The sequence below is a fragment of the Streptomyces sp. GD-15H genome (assembly GCF_045291515.1).
Lineage (GTDB): Bacteria > Actinomycetota > Actinomycetes > Streptomycetales > Streptomycetaceae > Streptomyces.
This window is the reverse complement of sequence record NZ_CP149447.1, coordinates 4240725-4257298: the sequence shown is the minus strand read 5'-3', so window position 1 is coordinate 4257298 and position 16574 is coordinate 4240725. Positions and strand designations below refer to the sequence as shown.

Below are 16574 nucleotides of genomic sequence, written 5' to 3'. Positions count from 1 at the left end.
CCGTGTCCGTTCCCGGACACCGTGCCCCCGCGTTCCCCGTGATCGCGGGGGCACGCATACTCGGAGGGTGACCGAGTACGAGCTCCCGGGTGCTCCCGGTGCCGGACCCGACGCCGTTGGCGACCGCGACCGAAACTGCGACCGAGGCCCCGCGCCGGGCGCGGCGCCGCCGCTCGAGCCCGTTGCGTACGACGCCCTCGTGCTCGCCGGTGGCGGTGCCCGGCGGCTCGGAGGCGCGGACAAGCCCGGCGTGCGGGTGGGCGGTCGAGCGTTGCTCGACCGGGTGCTCGCGGCCTGCGCCGACGCCCGCACCACCGTGGTCGTGGCCGACCCCCGCCCCACCCCCCGGCCCGTGCTCTGGGCGCGTGAGGAACCGCCGCGCGGCGGACCGCTCGCCGCGCTCGACGCCGGGATCCGGCTCAGCACCGCGGAGTACGTCGTGCTGCTCTCCGCCGACCTGCCGTTCCTCGACGGACGCACCGTCGACGAGCTGCTGACCACCCTCCGTACGAGCACGGCCGACGGGGTCGTGCTGACCGACGCCGACGGCCGGGACCAGCCGCTCGTGGCCGCGTACCGTACGGCGGCCCTGCGCCGCGAACTCGCCGCGCTCAGCGAGCGGCACGGCCGGCTGGCCGGGCTGCCGCTGCGTCGGCTGACCGGCTCGCTCGACCTCACCCGAATCTTCGGCCCGGTGGCGTCCTTCGACTGCGACACCTGGGACGACATCGCCGCCGCCAGAGCACGCATCAGGGAGCATGGACACGTGTTGGATGAATGGATTACCGCAGTCAAGGACGAGCTGGGCATCGATCTGGACGTTGACACCGGCGTACTCCTCGACCTCGCCCGTGACGCCGCCCACGGCGTGGCCAGGCCGGCGGCGCCGCTGACCACCTTCCTCGTCGGTTACGCGGCGGCCCGCGCGGGCGGTGGCCGGGAGGCCGTGGCCGAGGCCACCCGCAAGGCCGCGGCCCTCGCCACCCGCTGGGCCGACGAGGACATCCCCGACGCCACCCCCGGCACGAGCCCGGACGCCCGATGACCGCGCCCGACGCCCGAGCCGGCGAGCACACCGGGGACACTCAGGACACCGAGAGTGCCGAGGACGCCGAGGACGACGATGATTTCGATGTCGAGGAGGCTCTCGCCCTCGTGAACGACGCCTCCGGCCGCACCCCCGGCCGCACTTCCGGTGACCCCGGGCACGCCCCCGCCACGGACCGCCCGCGCCGCCACGGCGTCCCCTGGCCCGACGCCCGCGCCCTCGCCGAGCGCGCCGGCCGCAACGTCAGGGTCCGCCCCGGCGCCGGCGGCCGCGCCGCCCACCGCGCCCCGGCCTCCGTGCCGCTCGACGCCGCGCTCGGCCTCACTCTGGCCGCCCCCCTCACGGCTCTCACCGACCTGCCCTCCTTCGACACCTCGGCCATGGACGGCTGGGCGGTCTCCGGCCCGGGACCCTGGATCGTGCGGGAGGAAGGCGTCCTCGCCGGACACGCCGCGCACACGCCGCTCGCCGACGGCGAAGCCGTCCGTATCGCCACCGGCGCCCGTGTCCCTCCGGACACCACCGCAGTCCTCCGCAGCGAACACGGCCGCACCAACGCCAAGGGCCGCCTGCACGCCCTCGCGCCCCGGGGCGGGAGCGCGGCCCAGGCCGGGCCCGCCGCCACGGTGGCGCACGGTCAGGACATCCGCCCCCGCGGTCAGGAATGCCGCAGCGGCGACCAACTGCTGTCCGCCGGCACCCTGGTGACACCGGCGGTGCTGGGCCTCGCCGCGGCCGCCGGATACGACACGCTCAGCACGTTCCCCCGGCCCCGCGTCGAGGTCCTCGTCCTCGGCGACGAGCTGCTCACCGGGGGTCTTCCGCACGACGGGCTGATCCGGGACGCACTCGGTCCGATGCTGCCGCCCTGGCTGCGCGCACTCGGCGCCGAGGTCACCGCGGTCCGCCGGGTCCGCGACGACGCGCAGCCGCTGCACAAGGCGATCACGAGGTCCGACGCCGATGTCGTCGTCACCACCGGCGGCACCGCCGCGGGCCCGGTCGACCACGTCCACCCGACGCTGAGCCGCATCGGGGCCGAACTGCTCGTGGACGGGGTCGAGGTGCGCCCCGGCCACCCCATGCTCCTGGCCCGCACCAAGGAGAACCAGCACCTCGTCGGCCTGCCCGGCAATCCCCTCGCCGCCGTCTCCGGACTGCTCACGCTCGCCGAACCCCTGCTGCGTACTCTCGCGGCACGCCCGGCCCCCGAGCCGTACACGATGCCGCTGCGGGACGCGGTCCACGGGCATCCGCACGACACTCGGCTCATCCCCGTCATGCTGCGCGGGGACACCGCCCTGCCGCTGTTCTACAACGGCCCCGCCATGCTGCGCGGCATCGCGGCGGCCGACGCCCTCGCCGTCGTGCCGCCGGGCGGCACGCGGCCCGGTCAGGAGACGGGACTGCTCGACCTTCCCTGGGCGTCCGGGGGAATTGGGAGGTGTTTCACGTGAAACTTCCGGGTCAGGACGCCATTGCTCGCCAGGCGGACGAGCACTTGGTGACACATCGGGTGAAATTGCCGAGGAAGGTGGTCGAGCACCCGATCCGCCAGGTCGCCAAAAGGCTGTCCATGGCCTTGCTCCTCCTCGTGCTGACGGCGCTGATCGTGTACCTCGACCGCGACGGCTACAACGACAGCGCCGACGGCACCCTCGACTTCCTCGATGCCTTCTACTACGCGACCGTCACCCTCTCCACCACGGGATACGGCGACATCACGCCGGTCAGCGACGGCGCCCGGCTGACCAATATCTTCGTCGTCACGCCGTTGCGCGTGATGTTCCTGATCATCCTGGTCGGTACCACCCTCGAAGCCCTCACCGAACGCACTCGGGAGGAATGGCGACTGAACCGCTGGAGGTCCACGTTGCGTGATCACACCGTTGTCGTCGGATTCGGCACGAAGGGCAGGTCCGCGATCCGGACCGTCTGCGCGACGGGGCTCCGCAAGGAGCAGGTCGTGGTGGTCGACCCCAGCGACAAGGCGATCGAAGCCGCCGCGGCCGACGGATACGCGGGCGTCATAGGAGACGCGACGCGCAGCGAGGTGCTGAAGCGGGCCGAGGTGTACCGGGCGAAGCAGATCATCATCGCCACGCAGCGCGACGACACAGCCGTACTGGTGACGCTGACGGCCCGTCAGCTCAACCGCGGCGCGAAGATCGTGGTCGCGGTGCGCGAGGAGGAGAACGCGCCGCTGCTGAAGCAGTCCGGAGCCGACGCGGTCATCACCAGCGCCAGCGCGGCCTGCCGGCTGCTCGGGCTGTCGCTGCTCAGCCCCGCGGCCGGCATGGTGATGGAGGACCTCATCCACCAGGGCACGGGGCTCGACATGGTCGAACGGCCGGTCATAAAGGCCGAGGTGGGCAGGACGCCGCGGGAGGTCGACGATCTGGTGGTGAGCGTCCTGCGCGGGCACCGGGTGCTCGGCTACGACGACGAGAACGTCGGGACGCTCGAGTTGACCGACCGGCTGATCACGATCGTGCGGAAGACGTCGGCCAGGCAGGTGGCGCCCGACATGCGCCCGCTTCCTCGGGACTGACCGCCAGGACATGCGGCACGCGGACACCCGGGCCCCGGAGGTCATCGCCCCGGAGCCCGCCGACCTCGCGTCACTTGCGGTTGTAGAGCCGCATCGTGATCGGTCCGAAGACCAGGACGAACAGGGCGGACCAGCCCAGTGACCAGGCGACCTCGCCAGGCCAGTCACCCGCCATCAGCCCGCGCACCGCGGATGCCAGGTGCGTGACGGGACTGTTGTTGACGAACGCCTGGAGCCAGCCCGGCATGGTGCGCGGGTCGACGAAGACGTTGGACAGGAAGGTGAGTGGGAAGATCACCATCATGCTGACGCCCATGACCGACTTCTCGGTGCGCAGCATCAGCCCGAACATCGTCCAGATCCACGAGAACGCGAACGCGAAGGCCACCAGCAGTGCGATGCCGGCGAGCACGCCGGCGACTCCGCCGTCCGGGCGGTAGCCGAGGATCACGCCCACGGTGAGCATCACGACCGACGCGATGGTGTAGCGCAGGGCGTCGCCGAGCAGATAGCCGACCATCGTCGACGGACGCCAGATCGGCAGGGTGCGGAACCGGTCGAACACACCCTTCTCGATGTCCGTGTTGACCGAGACGCCGGTGTACATCGTGATCATCACGACCGACATCACCAGGATGCCCGGCAGCAGGAACTGGATGTACTCCTTCGGCGAGCCGGCCAGCGCCCCGCCGAAGAGGTACGTGTACATCAGCACCATCATGATCGGGAACGCGGTGACGTCGAACAGCTGCTCCGGTACGTGCTTGATCTTGAGGATCGCGCGCCAGCCGAAGGTCAGGGAGGCCGACCACGCGCTGGGCCGCGGCGGGCGCTCCTTGGCGACCAGCAGCTCGGCGAGGGAGTCGGTGCGGACCGGGGCGAGTTCCGCGCTCTCCGTGGTCGTCGTCGCGGTGCTCATGCCGCCACCTCGTCCTTCGGATTGTGGGAGTGGCCGCCCCCGGAGCCCGATCCGGAGCCCGAACCCGAGCCGGAGCCGGACCCGGAACCCGAGCCGGAGCCCGAGCCGGGTGCGTGTGTGTCGTGACCGGTGAGGGCGAGGAACACCTCGTCCAGGCTGGGCTGGCCGAGCGAGAAGTTGTCGACGGTGATGCCGGCCGCGGCCAGTTCGCTCAGCGCGCGGGCGGCCTGTTCGGCGGCGGTGTCGTGGTTCACGGCCGCACCCAGACGGGCGGTGAGCGTCACCGGGTCGGGTTCGAGCTGCACCTGTGCGTCGAGTGCACGGCGCAGCAGGTCCGCCGCGAGGGGCCGGTGGTCCGGATCGCGCAGCCGCAGATGTACGGAACCGGCGCCGACGGACGCCTTCAGCTCGCCCTTGGTGCCCTCGGCGATCACCTTCCCGCGGTCGATGACGGCGATCCGGGACGCCAACTGGTCGGCCTCGTCCAGGTACTGCGTGGTCAGCAGCACGGTGGTGCCCTGGGCGACCACCGCGCGCACGATGTCCCACACCTGGTTGCGGCTGCGCGGGTCCAGGCCGGTCGTCGGTTCGTCGAGGAACAGCAGGTCGGGGGTGTTGAGGATGGACGCGGCGATGTCGATACGCCGCCGCATGCCGCCCGAGTAGTGCTTGACCTGCCTGGCCGCCGCGTCCGTCAGGCCGAAGGCCTCCAGAAGCTGGGCGGCACGGGTGCGGGCGGCCGGTTTGCGGTGGCCGAGGAGCCGGGCCAGCAGGATCAGGTTCTCCGCGCCGGTGAGGTCCTCGTCCACGGACGCGTACTGCCCGGTCAGGCTCACCAGGCCGCGCACCGTGTCTGCCTCGCGCACGACGTCGTGACCGAAGACATGCGCGTCGCCCCCGTCCGGTCGTAGGAGGGTGGCGAGCATTTTCACGGTGGTGGTCTTGCCGGCGCCGTTCGGTCCGAGGACTCCGTACACCGTGCCGGCCGGCACGGTGAGGTCGACCCCGTCGACGGCCCGGGTCTCACCGAAGGTCTTGACCAGGCCGGCGGTCTCGATCGCCAGGCCGGACGTCTGCGTGCTCATGCTCGGAGTCCTTCCACATGCTTGGGCTACGCATGGAGAGACCCTCACCGTCGCGCAAACTCATCGCTTCCGCACATGGGTTTCCCGGCGAATCGGTCCAACGACGGAGCCGCCTCCGCCCATCGATCCAAGCCGACCGGCGGGTGGCGCGGGCGAAGTGGGCCAGGGAGTAGCGTCGCTCCCATGTATGCGATCACGATTCCCGAACCCGGTGGACCCGAGGCGCTGGTGTGGGAGCAGGTCCCTGATCCCGTCGCCGGCCCGGGTGAGGTGCTTGTCGAGGTGGTGGCCGGTGCCGTCAACCGCGCCGACATCATGCAGCGGCAGGGCTTCTACGACCCCCGCCCGGCGCCTCCCCCTACCCCGGCCTGGAGTGTTCCGGACGGATCACCACTCTCGGAACCGGTGTGACCGGGTGGGCGGTCGGTGACGAGGTCTGCGCGCTGCTCGCCGGCGGCGGCTACGCCCAGCAGGTCGCCGTCCCGATCGGGCAGCTGCTCCCCGTCCCCGAGGGGCTCGACGTCAAGCAGGCGGCGGCGCTCCCGGAGGTCGTCTGCACGGTCTGGTCGAACGTCTTCATGGTGGCCCACCTCCGCCCCGGCGAGACCCTGCTCGTGCACGGCGGATCCAGCGGCATCGGCACCATGGCCATCCAGCTCGCCAAGGCCGTCGGTGCCAAGGTCGCCGTCACCGCCGGAACCAAGGAGAAGCTGGACCACTGCGCCGAACTGGGTGCCGACATCCTGATCAACTACCGCGAGCAGGACTTCGTCGCCGAGTTGAAGGAGGCGACCAACGGCGTGGGCGCGGACGTCATCCTCGACATCATGGGTGCCAAGTACCTGGACCGTAACGTCCAGGCCCTTGCCGTCAACGGTCGGCTCGCGATCATCGGTCTCCAGGGCGGAGCCAAGGGCGAGCTGAACTTGCGTGCCCTCCTCGGCAAGCGCGCCGCGATCAGCGCGACGTCGCTGCGCGCCCGGCCGCTGGAGGAGAAGGCGGCGATCGTCGCGGCCGTTCGGGAACACGTGTGGCCGCTGATCGCCGACGGCCATGTCCGTCCCGTCGTCGACCGCGAGCTCCCGATGCCGGAGGCAGCCGACGCCCACCGGGTTGTGGAGGAGAGCAGCCACGTCGGCAAGGTGCTGCTGGTCGTGCCATAGGACCGCCGGACCACTGTGTTCGTGGGCCCGGGGGCTTCAGCTCCGTCGGAGCCTCAGGCCCACGAACGCCAGTCCCAGCCCGAGCCCCATGAGGACCAGCCCACTCCCCAGCGGCAGGATGCGCACCATGGGCTCGGTGCCGGTGGCGGTGTCCGACGCGGGACTCCGCGACGCCCCGGAGGGCACCGGAACGGCCTCCCGCGCCCCCGGCGCCCGACGGGTGGCGTCGGCTCCCGGTTCCTTGGGCACGCGCATACCGTCTGCGGCGTCCGGTGCCTCGGGCAGAGCATCGACGCCCGCCTCCTTCGGCTCCTCGGTGCGCGCGCCGTCACCGAGGCCGGAGGACTCCGGCACCGTGTTCACCTCGCGGCGGTCGGCCTTGCTCCCGCTGTCACGTTGTCCGCCGTCGTGTCCACCGCGCGGATCCGCCTTCCCTGATTCCCCGGACTTCCTGGGATCGCCGGTCTTCTCCGTCTCCTCGCTCCCCTCCGTCGTCTCGGGCACCTCCCGGCCCGGCCGCTTCCGCCCTTCCCCCGGCCGGCTTCCGGCCCTGGAGGGCTCGGCGGAGGGCGACAGCGACGGCGACGTCGCGGACGAGAGGAACGAGAAGGACGAGAGAGACGAGAGAGACGGGAGAGACGGGAGAGACGGGAGAGGCGGAAGAGGCGGAAGAGACCGGAGAGATGGAAGAGACGAAAGGGGCAAGTGGAAAGGAGAGGGCAAGGGTGCGGGGGACGGCACGTTCGTGGGCCCGTCCGTCGCCTCCTGACGTCCGGCGGCCGCCCCTTCGGCCCCGAAAGCCGCAGCTGTACCGAAAGGCGCCAGGACAGGGTCGTACGGCATCACCACCCCCGCCCCTGCCGCGACCCCGAGCACGACGCCCGCTCGCAGGACGACCCTCGCCCCCGTTGTCCCCACTACACGCAGCCATGGAGTCACGACCGTGACCTCCCGCGCCGGCCGGTGCTCGTTCGCACCGTCGGCTAGATGGGCCGGATGGACTCCCACAGACTCCCATTCCTCCGTACACCCGGCATTCTGGATACCCCCGTCAGGGGGGCCCGAAAGCGTGCGGCGGGCGTGCGAGAGAATGGCCGTATGGAGATGCCGAGGAACGAACGGTCGCCGGACAATCCGCAGGTACTGGTCGTCGGCCAGGACGGCAAGGCGCTCGGTGGCGGTACCGGGGACGAGGAGTCCCGCGAGGTCCCGGTGACGGAGCAGGTGGAGCAGCCCGCGAAGGTCATGCGGATCGGCAGCATGATCAAGCAGCTGCTGGAGGAGGTGCGGGCGGCTCCTCTGGACGAGGCCAGCCGGGCGCGGCTCAAGGAGATCCACGCCAGCTCGGTGAAGGAGCTGGAGGACGGGCTCGCGCCGCAGCTGGTCGAGGAGCTGGAGCGGCTCTCCCTGCCCTTCACGGACGAGGCGACCCCGAGCGACGCCGAACTGCGGATCGCGCAGGCCCAGCTGGTGGGCTGGCTGGAGGGCCTCTTCCACGGCATTCAGACCACGCTCTTCGCCCAGCAGATGGCCGCGCGCGCCCAGCTGGAGCAGATGCGCCGCGCCCTCCCGCCGGGCATGGGCGACGGCGGCCAGGAGGAACACCCGATGGGCGGCCGCGCGGGCGGTCCGTACCTGTAGCCGTCCCGGCGCGACAGCGTGAACACACAGGGGGCCCGGCACGGAAGCCGGGCCCCTTTCCCCTGAGCCGTACCCGGTAGTACCCGGTCAGGCGGACGGCGGGTTGCCCGTGGAGACGTAGAGCTGGATCTTGGGTACGTCGTCCTCTTCGACATCCGTGTCGGCGTCGGGGTACTGCTTCATGACCGTGCCGTCGCCATAGGTGTTCTCGTCGACGTCGATGACCTCGTACCGCCAGCCTGCTGCCTGGAAGCACTCCTTGACCGACTTGATGTGCTTGAACTTGAATTTCGGGAGCTGGATCTCCTCAGGGTCGTTGTTCGACTCCCGAGGCTCGGTGCACTCGGTCTTCTCGATCTTCCGGTTCTCGTCACCGGCGCGGTACCCCGACGGATGCGACGTCGCCGACGCGGTGCTGCCTCCCTTGGGGTCGTCTTCCGTCCCGACCCCGTTCAACGTCAGCGCCGCGACCAGGCCGCCGACGGCGAGCACGGAGACGATGATCGAGCCGATGACCACCGGCTTGTTGCTCTTGCCGCCGCCCCCGGCGGGCCGGTTGCCGTTCTGCGGCGTGATGTTGTACGGCGGCGGGGTCGACGGACCCTGCTGCGGGGCGTACGGCGACGGGTTGGGCGTCTGGTAGCCGCCCTGCTGCGGATAGCCGTACGCCGGGGACGGCGCGGACGGGACCGGGTGCGGAGTGCCGTACGGGTTCGGGGGCGGCAGGCTGGTACGGCGTCCGGACGCTGCCCGGGGCCCCCGGCGCCGACGACTGGTCGACCGGCGGGAACACCGCGGAGCCGACGCCCGAGCCGCTCTGCCCGGGTGTACCGGGGACGATGCTCGGCGGGGCCGCCTGGAAGGACTGGCTCACCCGCAGGCACTCGCCGCGCATGGCCTCGGCGTTGGGGAACCGTTCGTTCGGGTTCTTCTTCAGCGCGCGGGTGATCAGCGCGTCCACGGCCGGGGGCAGCGCGCGGTTGACCGAGGAGGCGAGCGGCGGCTCCTCCTGCACGTGCGCGTACGCGATGGCCAGCGGCGAGTCCGCGTCGAACGGGAGCCGTCCGGTGACCAGTTGGAAGAGCATGATGCCGACCGAGTACAGGTCGGAGCGCGCGTCGACGCCCCGGCCGAGCGCCTGCTCGGGCGAGAGGTACTGCGGGGTGCCGACGACCATGCCGGTCTGCGTCATCGACGTCACGCCGGACTGCATGGCGCGGGCGATGCCGAAGTCCATCACCTTGACCACGCCGCGCTTGGTCATCATCACGTTGCCGGGCTTGATGTCCCGGTGGACCAGCCCCATTTCGTGGCTGATCTCCAGGGCGGCCAGCACGTCGGCGGTGATCTTCAGGGCCTTGTCGACGGGCATCGCGCCCTGCTGCCGTATGTCCTCGTCGAGCACGGAGCCGAGCGGGCGGCCCTCGACGTACTCCATGACGATGTACGGCGTCAGCATGCCGTCGCCCGCGGCGGAGCCGCTGATCGGCAGCGTGTCCTCTCCGGTGTCGAAGACGGAGACGATGTTGGTGTGCGTGAGCTTCGCCACGGCCTGGGCCTCGCGGCGGAAGCGCTCGCGGAAGGCCTGTTCCCGGCCGAGTTCCGTGTGCAGGGTCTTGATGGCGACCTGGCGGTCGAGCACGCTGTCGTACGCGAGGTGGACCGAGGCCATGCCGCCCTGACCGAGCAGGTCCCGCAGTTGGTAGCGGCCACCGGCGAGCGCCCGCCCCCACTCTGGCCCTGTGTGCCGTCCTGGCTCATGTTCCGCGTCCCCCGTAGCCTCTCCGGCGCTGCCGTCGGCGACCGATGCCTCGTAGATCGAATGCGCTATTCCCGGCCAAGTCTGCCGCAGGTCACTGACACGTCAAGCACGGGGCCCGTTCCGTGACGGTACGGAAAAGAAGCGTCGCGGAAGCGTTACAGGGAGGGTGTGGCCGAACCGCCACCTGGTCCGCAGAATTTGCATGACGATACGGAGAACGGGTTTCATGGCCGGTCCGTCTCGTGCTGGTCCTGGCAACCCGTCTCGGACCGTAGGCCCCCGTAGAGGCTGTAGCGTGGCCGACGGAGACCGTGACAACACCGCGCGCACCGCGGGCAGAAACGACGGCGAGGACTGATGGCACAGCAGCAGCGCGCTCAGGGCCCGTCCGACCCCGAGGCGACTGGCGGCGGAATGTCGGAAGCGCCGGACAACTGGGGTAACGGCGGGCTCATCGGCGATGGCCGTTACCGGCTGACGCACCGACTCGGCCGGGGCGGCATGGCCGAGGTGTTCGCCGCCGAGGACGTGCGTCTCGGTCGTACGGTCGCGGTCAAACTGATGCGTGCCGATCTGGCCGAGGACCCGATCGCCAAAGCGCGGTTCACACGCGAGGCGCAGTCGGTGGCCGGTCTCAACCACCATGCGATCGTCGCCGTGTACGACTCCGGTGAGGACACGGTGGGCGGCCAGGCCGTGCCGTACATCGTCATGGAGATCGTCGAGGGCCGCACGATCCGCGATCTCCTGCTCAACGCCGAGGCGCCCGGCCCCGAACAGGCGCTGATCATCGTCTCCGGAGTTCTGGAGGCGCTGGCCTACTCGCACCAGCACGGCATCGTGCACCGCGACATCAAGCCCGCCAACGTCATCATCACGCACAACGGTGCCGTGAAGGTGATGGACTTCGGCATCGCCCGCGCGCTGCACGGCGCGTCCACGACGATGACGCAGACCGGCATGGTCATGGGCACCCCGCAGTACCTCTCGCCGGAGCAGGCGCTCGGCAAGGCCGTCGACCACCGGTCCGACCTGTACGCGACCGGCTGCATGCTGTACGAACTCCTGGCGCTGCGGCCCCCGTTCACCGGTGAGACGCCGCTGTCCGTGGTCTACCAGCACGTGCAGGACATCCCCACGCCCCCGTCGGAGGTCTCGGACGCCAGTCCGCCGGAGCTGGACGGGCTTGTCATGCGCTCGCTCGCCAAGGAGCCGGACGACCGTTTCCAGACGGCCGAGGAGATGCGCGGGCTGGTTCAGTACGGGCTGCAGATGCTGTACGACCAGGGCGGGCACACCGGCACCTGGAACACCGGCCTGGTGGACATGCACGACGGCCGGCACACCCCGGCTGCCGGTTTCGCGGGTACGACGGCGGTGCCGCACCCGGACGCCTCCGGCACCGCGGCCATCCCGCAGCCGATCCTGCCCAACCGGTACGGCAGTGGGGACGACGGCGGTTTCGAGGGCGGCGGCAACGAGGGCAGCGGCCGCGGCAAGCTGTGGATTCTCGCGGTGCTCGCGGTGATCGCCATCGCGGCGGGTGTCGCACTGGCGATGAGCAACAGCGGCACGGACAAGGACGGTGACAGGCCGACCAAGTCACCGAGCTCCTCGCAGTCCAGCGAGGAGGAGGAGAAGACCAGCGAGTCGCCGAGCGACGACCCCACCGAGGAGCCGCAGGCGCCGAACACGGACACCGGCACCGGCAACGGGTCCGGCGGTGGCAACTGGAGGACCCCGTCGTACACCCCGTCCCCGACGCCGTCGGAGGGCCAGTCGCAGCCCGACGACCCGACGGACGACCCGACGGACGTCCCGACGACGCCGACCGAGACGGAGACGGAAGAGGAACCGACGACACCGACGGAGCCGGACCCGGCGACGGGCGGCGCGGACGGTGGATTGGTCAACGGCGGTACGGAGGGCGGCGGGGACACCGATCCCGTCACCGGCGGCTGACCGAGGGCGGGCCTCGTGCCCGCCTCACCCCGTGAGAGCCGCCGAGAGCCGTTGAGGCGGCCCCACCACACGCGGCGCACCGCCGTGGCCGCGTCCCCCGGTCGAGCAGGCCGGACGGGTGAATACCGGCGTGCACCCACCCCACCGCTCCCCTCAAGCCCGCCGCGCCCGCCGCGCGGCGGACGCCGGTCGGCGTGCCGCTGCGCCCAGTGGGGGCGCGTGGAGTGCAGGGGTGGTACACGTAAGCGCGCCCCCCGTCAGATGCCCGGACATCGTGCACCCCGTGAGCTGGGCATTGTCGCTCTCAGTCATATGCCGTCGCACTATGCGTTTGTTCTGGCGCGGGGCGCGAGACTCAGCCCTTCCCGAGTCCGGGGTCCTCGGGATAACGTGCCGTTGCTCCGGCCTCCTGCAAGGCTGTGACCAGCGTGCCTTCCCCAGTCTTTCCGATTTACTTGGAAATCCAAGCAAAATCCCAGGTCAGGGGGGGTTTCACAGAAATGTGGCGCACTGGGTAACGTGCTTGTTGCAGGTCGCTCGCCGGGGCACCTGTCACGCCTGTTCCCGGCTGAGCGGCACCCACCCCGTGCCCGTGGTCGAGAAGAGGTGAGCCTCCCCAGCTCTTGACGAGCTGGAGGGGGACCCCAGACCTACCGGCAACCCCGGGGGTCGGATCGACGGAGGAGCACACGTGACCGTGGAGAGCACTGCCGCGCACGCACCGCGACGCAGCGCCGGAAGCAACGCCGGCGCCACCGGCACCAAGCGCACCACCAGCACCACTGCCAAGAAGGCCGCCACGGCCAAGAAGGCCACCACCAAGAAGGCCGCCACGGCCAAGAAGGCCACCACCAAGAAGGCCGGCGGTGTGGTGAAGAGCGCCGAGCCCGGCCTCGTGCAACTGCTGACGCCCGAGGGTGAGCGCGTCAAGAACGCCGAGTTCGACCAGTACGTCGAGGGCATCACCGCCGAGGACCTCCGCGGCCTGTACCGAGACATGGTGCTCACCCGCCGCTTCGACGCCGAGGCGACCGCACTGCAGCGCCAGGGCGAGCTGGGCCTGTGGGCCTCGTTGCTGGGCCAGGAGGCGGCGCAGATCGGCTCCGGCCGGGCGCTGCGCGACGACGACTACGTCTTCCCCACCTATCGCGAGCACGGCGTCGCCTGGTGCCGCGGGGTGGACCCGATCAACCTGCTCGGCATGTTCCGTGGCGTCAACAACGGCGGCTGGGACCCGAACGGCAACAACTTCCACCTGTACACGATCGTCATCGGCTCCCAGACGCTGCACGCCACGGGCTACGCGATGGGCGTGGCCAAGGACGGCGCGGACAGCGCGGTGGTCGCCTACTTCGGCGACGGCGCCTCCAGCCAGGGCGATGTGGCCGAGGCGTTCACCTTCTCCGCGGTCTACAACGCCCCGGTGGTGTTCTTCTGCCAGAACAACCAGTGGGCGATCTCCGAGCCGACCGAGAGGCAGTCCCGCGTCCCGCTGTACCAGCGCGCGCAGGGCTTCGGCTTCCCGGGCGTGCGGGTGGACGGCAACGACGTGCTGGCGAGCCTCGCCGTCACCCGGTGGGCCCTGGAGCGGGCCCGCGGCGGTGAGGGGCCGACGCTGATCGAGGCGTTCACCTACCGCATGGGCGCCCACACCACCTCCGACGACCCCACCCGCTACCGCCACGACGACGAGCGGGCCGCCTGGGAGGCCAAGGACCCGATCCTGCGCCTTCGCCGCTACCTGGAGTCCGCAAACCACGCGGACGAGGGATTCTTCGCGGAACTGGAGACCGAGAGCGAGACGTTGGGCAAACGAGTGCGCGAAGTGGTCCGCGCCATGCCGGACCCGGACCACTTCGCCATCTTCGAGAACGTGTACGCGGACGGACACGCGCTCGTCGACGAGGAGCGGGCGCAGTTCGCCGCCTACCAGGCGTCGTTCGCCGACGCGGACGGGGGTAAGTGACATGGCGGAGACCGTGGCATTCAAAAACATGGCTCTGGCCAAGGCGATCAACGAGTCGCTGCGCCGTGCCCTGGACACGGACCCCAAGGTCCTCGTCATGGGTGAGGACGTCGGCAAACTCGGCGGCGTGTTCCGGGTGACGGACGGGCTGCAGAAGGACTTCGGCGAGAGCCGCGTCATCGACACCCCGCTCGCCGAGTCGGGCATCGTCGGCACGGCGATCGGCCTCGCCCTGCGCGGCTACCGCCCGGTGGTCGAGATCCAGTTCGACGGTTTCGTCTTCCCGGCGTACGACCAGCTCGTCACGCAGCTGGCGAAGATGCACGCCCGTTCGCTGGGCAAGGTGAAGCTCCCGGTCGTCGTGCGCATCCCCTACGGCGGCGGCATCGGCGCCGTGGAGCACCACTCCGAGTCCCCGGAGTCGCTGTTCGCGCACGTGGCCGGCCTGAAGATCGTCTCCCCGTCCCACGCGTCGGACGCGTACTGGATGATGCAGCAGGCCATCCAGAGCGACGACCCGGTGATCTTCTTCGAGCCCAAGCGGCGCTACTGGGACAAGGCCGAGGTCAACACGGAGGCGATCCCCGGACCGCTGCACACCGCGCGCGTGGTCCGTGAGGGCACGGACCTGACGCTGGCGGCCTACGGGCCGATGGTGAAGCTCTGCCGGGAGGTCGCGGATGCCGCCGCCGAGGAGGGCCGCTCCCTGGAGGTGCTGGACCTGCGCTCGGTCTCCCCGCTCGACTTCGACTCGATCCAGGCGTCGGTGGAGAAGACCCGCCGGCTGGTCGTCGTCCACGAGGCACCGGTGTTCTTCGGTTCGGGCGCGGAGATCGCCGCGCGGATCACGGAACGCTGCTTCTACCACCTGGAGGCCCCGGTCCTGCGGGTGGGCGGCTATCACGCCCCGTACCCGCCGGCCCGCCTGGAGGAGTCCTACCTCCCGGACCTGGACCGGGTGCTGGACGCCGTCGACCGTTCGCTGGCGTACTGAGAGAGGGGGAGAGGTCATGACGACGACACAAACGCCCGTACGCGAGTTCAAGATGCCCGACGTGGGCGAAGGGCTGACCGAGGCCGAGATCCTCAAGTGGTACGTCCAGCCCGGTGACACGGTCACCGACGGCCAGGTGGTGTGCGAGGTCGAGACGGCGAAGGCGGCCGTCGAACTCCCCATCCCCTACAACGGCGTGGTCCACGAGCTGCACTTCCCCGAGGGCACCACGGTGGACGTGGGCACGTCCATCATCGCGGTGGACGTCTCGGGCGGTGCGGCACCGGCCCCGGAGGCACCGGCCGCCGAGCCCGCTGCCGCACCGGCCGAGCAGCCGGCGGAACCGGAAGCGGAACCGGCGGCGGGCTCGGGTCGCCAGCCCGTGCTGGTCGGCTACGGCGTGGCGACGTCCGCCACGCGCCGCCGCCCCCGCAAGGCCGCGCCCGAGGTCCCCGCCCAGCAGGCGGCGGTCACGCCGGTGCCGGCGGAGCTGAACGGCCACCCCCCGGCCCCGGTACCCGCCCCGGCCCCGGCGTCCCCCGCCGAACAGCCGGTCGTCGGCGGACGACAGCGCCCGCTGGCCAAGCCGCCGGTGCGCAAGCTGGCGAAGGACCTCGGCGTCGACCTGGCGACGGTCACCCCGACCGGCCCGGACGGCATCATCACCCGCGAGGACGTCCACGCGGCGGTGGCCGCGCCCGAGGCCCCGGCACCCGAGGCCCCGACTGCCACCCCGGCCGTCCCGGCCCCGGCCCCCATGCCGTACGACTCGGCGCGCGAGACCCGCATCCCGGTCAAGGGCGTCCGCAAGGCGACGGCGGCGGCGATGGTCGGCTCGGCGTTCACGGCGCCGCATGTCACGGAGTTCGTGACGGTCGACGTGACGCGCACGATGAAGCTGATCGAGGAGCTCAAGCAGGACGAGGAGTTCACCGGCCTGCGGGTGAACCCCCTCCTGCTGATCGCCAAGGCCCTGCTGGTCGCGGTCAGGCGCAATCCCGACATCAACGCCTCGTGGGACGAGGCGGCCCAGGAGATCGTGGTCAAGCACTACGTCAACCTGGGCATCGCGGCGGCCACCCCGCGCGGCCTGATCGTCCCGAACATCAAGGACGCCCACGCCAAGACGCTGCCTCAACTCGCCGAGTCCCTGGGCGAGCTGGTGTCCACGGCCAGGGAGGGCAGGACCTCCCCGTCCGCGATGCAGAACGGCACGGTGACGATCACCAACGTCGGCGTCTTCGGCGTCGACACGGGCACGCCGATCCTCAACCCCGGCGAGTCGGCGATCCTCGCCGTCGGCACGATCAAGCTTCAGCCCTGGGTCCACAAGGGCAAGGTGAAGCCCCGTCAGGTCACCACCCTGGCCCTGAGCTTCGACCACCGCCTGATCGACGGCGAACTGGGCTCCAAGTTCCTCGCCGACGTGGCGGCGATCCTGGAACAGCCGAAGCGGTTGATCAGTTGGGCGTGACGGCCACGA

General features: G+C 70.9%; 11 protein-coding genes and 2 pseudogenes. 9 read left to right on the top strand and 4 right to left on the bottom strand.

Going from position 1 to position 16574, the window contains the following annotated elements:
• Nucleotides 1-67 precede the first annotated feature (67 nt).
• Genes WJ438_RS19920 through WJ438_RS19910 form a run of 3 tightly spaced genes read left to right on the top strand, consistent with a single transcriptional unit; the run spans nucleotide 68 to nucleotide 3599 of the window.
• Nucleotides 68-1045, top strand: a complete 978-nt coding sequence (locus WJ438_RS19920) for an NTP transferase domain-containing protein (protein WP_406726457.1) — start codon at nucleotides 68-70, stop codon at nucleotides 1043-1045.
• Nucleotides 1042-2505 carry a molybdopterin molybdotransferase MoeA gene (locus WJ438_RS19915; RefSeq protein WP_406726456.1) on the top strand — a complete coding sequence of 488 codons (1464 nt, stop codon included), beginning with the start codon at nucleotides 1042-1044 and terminating at the stop codon, nucleotides 2503-2505. Before WJ438_RS19920 ends, WJ438_RS19915 begins: the two co-directional genes overlap by 4 nt.
• Entirely contained in the window at nucleotides 2502-3599 is a 1098-nt protein-coding gene (locus WJ438_RS19910; protein ID WP_406726455.1) for a potassium channel family protein, read from the top strand. Before WJ438_RS19915 ends, WJ438_RS19910 begins: the two co-directional genes overlap by 4 nt.
• 70 nt (nucleotides 3600-3669) lie before the next feature.
• Here the strand turns inward: WJ438_RS19910 and WJ438_RS19905 are convergent, their stop codons facing one another.
• Complete coding sequence (locus WJ438_RS19905; protein WP_406726454.1) at nucleotides 3670-4518, bottom strand: ABC transporter permease; 849 nt, start codon at nucleotides 4516-4518, stop codon at nucleotides 3670-3672.
• Nucleotides 4515-5603 (bottom strand): ATP-binding cassette domain-containing protein, encoded by a 1089-nt coding sequence (locus WJ438_RS19900; RefSeq protein ID WP_406726453.1) that lies wholly within the window; start codon nucleotides 5601-5603, stop codon nucleotides 4515-4517. Before WJ438_RS19900 ends, WJ438_RS19905 begins: the two co-directional genes overlap by 4 nt.
• A gap of 183 nt (nucleotides 5604-5786) precedes the next feature.
• Here WJ438_RS19900 and WJ438_RS19895 point away from each other — a divergent pair.
• Nucleotides 5787-6766, top strand: a pseudogene (locus WJ438_RS19895) (NAD(P)H-quinone oxidoreductase).
• 36 nt (nucleotides 6767-6802) lie between these two features.
• Here WJ438_RS19895 and WJ438_RS19890 read toward each other — a convergent pair.
• Nucleotides 6803-7270 (bottom strand): hypothetical protein, encoded by a 468-nt coding sequence (locus WJ438_RS19890; RefSeq protein ID WP_406726452.1) that lies wholly within the window; start codon nucleotides 7268-7270, stop codon nucleotides 6803-6805.
• Nucleotides 7271-7864: 594 nt separating this feature from the next.
• Here WJ438_RS19890 and WJ438_RS19885 point away from each other — a divergent pair.
• Entirely contained in the window at nucleotides 7865-8407 is a 543-nt protein-coding gene (locus tag WJ438_RS19885; protein WP_406726451.1) for a bacterial proteasome activator family protein, read from the top strand.
• 87 nt (nucleotides 8408-8494) lie between these two features.
• Here the strand turns inward: WJ438_RS19885 and WJ438_RS19880 are convergent.
• Nucleotides 8495-10168: pseudogene (locus tag WJ438_RS19880) on the bottom strand (protein kinase domain-containing protein).
• A 358-nt stretch (nucleotides 10169-10526) separates the two neighbouring features.
• On the opposite strand from WJ438_RS19880, the gene WJ438_RS19875 reads away from it, so the two are divergent.
• The 4 genes from WJ438_RS19875 (at nucleotide 10527) to WJ438_RS19860 (ending at nucleotide 16565) form a co-directional block, all read left to right on the top strand.
• A complete protein-coding gene (locus tag WJ438_RS19875; RefSeq protein WP_406726450.1) occupies nucleotides 10527-12131 on the top strand; it encodes a protein kinase domain-containing protein in 1605 nt (534 codons plus the stop codon).
• Between the two features lie 691 nt (nucleotides 12132-12822).
• Complete coding sequence (gene pdhA, locus WJ438_RS19870; protein ID WP_406726449.1) at nucleotides 12823-14097, top strand: pyruvate dehydrogenase (acetyl-transferring) E1 component subunit alpha; 1275 nt, start codon at nucleotides 12823-12825, stop codon at nucleotides 14095-14097.
• 1 nt (nucleotide 14098) lies between these two features.
• Nucleotides 14099-15091: an alpha-ketoacid dehydrogenase subunit beta gene (locus WJ438_RS19865; protein WP_406726448.1), complete on the top strand. Its 993-nt coding sequence runs from the start codon at nucleotides 14099-14101 to the stop codon at nucleotides 15089-15091.
• Between the two features lie 16 nt (nucleotides 15092-15107).
• The gene (locus tag WJ438_RS19860; protein WP_406726447.1) at nucleotides 15108-16565 is read left to right on the top strand and encodes a dihydrolipoamide acetyltransferase family protein; all 1458 of its coding nucleotides are present in this window, start codon (nucleotides 15108-15110) and stop codon (nucleotides 16563-16565) included.
• Nucleotides 16566-16574: the final 9 nt, after the last annotated feature.